Consider the following 794-nt stretch of genomic DNA (forward strand, 5'->3'; position numbering starts at 1 on the left):
CTGGCGCAGCAGGCCGTTCGTGTTCTCGTTCGTCGGTCGTTGCCAGGGCGAGTGCGGGTCGGCGAAGAACACTCTCGTGCCGGTCTCGAGAGCGAACCGGGCATGACCGGACAGCTCCTTTCCGCGGTCCCGGGTCAAGGTCTTGCGGAGCTGCTCGGGAAGCGTGGTCATCGATGTCGTCAGCGCGGCGTTCATCGCGACGGCGCCGTAGCCACCGAGGGACGGACCGTTCTTCACAGGCGGCCTCTCGCCCCACCCCTCCAATCGAGGCAGGTGCACCAGGATCGTGGAGCGGCTGCTGCGCTCGACGAGCGTGCCGATCGCGGACCGGCCGGTCCCGATGATCAAGTCGCCTGCCCAATGCCCTGGGACAGCACGGTCTTCGGCTTCGGCGGGGCGTTCGCTGATCACCACGTCCGCGGTGACATGTCCCTGCGGCTTGTTCTGCGATCGGCTACGGGGCACCCGCAGTGCCCGGCCGGTGCGCAGGCATGTGACCAACTCCCGTTTCAGGGCGCCTCGACCTTCGATGTACAACGATTGGTAGATCGCCTCGTGACTGATGCGCATGGACTCATCCTCCGGGAAATCAACTTTCAGCCGGTGCGAGATCTGCTGCGGGCTCCATGCCGTCGCCCACCGTCGGTCCTGCCGATGCGGCTTGTTCAGTCCTTTCCACGCGGGCGTGTCGGGGCCTGCGACGGCGGTGCCGTCGGGCCGGCGGACGGCCCCGGAGAGCCGCTCCTGCACATACTCACGCAACCTGTCGTTGTCTACCAGCTTCGCCGTTTTCG

1 protein-coding gene is annotated in these 794 nt (G+C 66.8%); it reads right to left on the reverse strand.

Going from position 1 to position 794, the window contains the following annotated elements; genetic code table 11:
* Nucleotides 1–794: IS30 family transposase (locus tag IEW22_RS19835; protein ID WP_188589130.1), on the reverse strand; the 794-nt coding region annotated here is incomplete at both ends.

The organism is Gordonia jinhuaensis (assembly GCF_014639795.1).
Taxonomy (GTDB): Bacteria; Actinomycetota; Actinomycetes; order Mycobacteriales; family Mycobacteriaceae; genus Gordonia_B; species Gordonia_B jinhuaensis.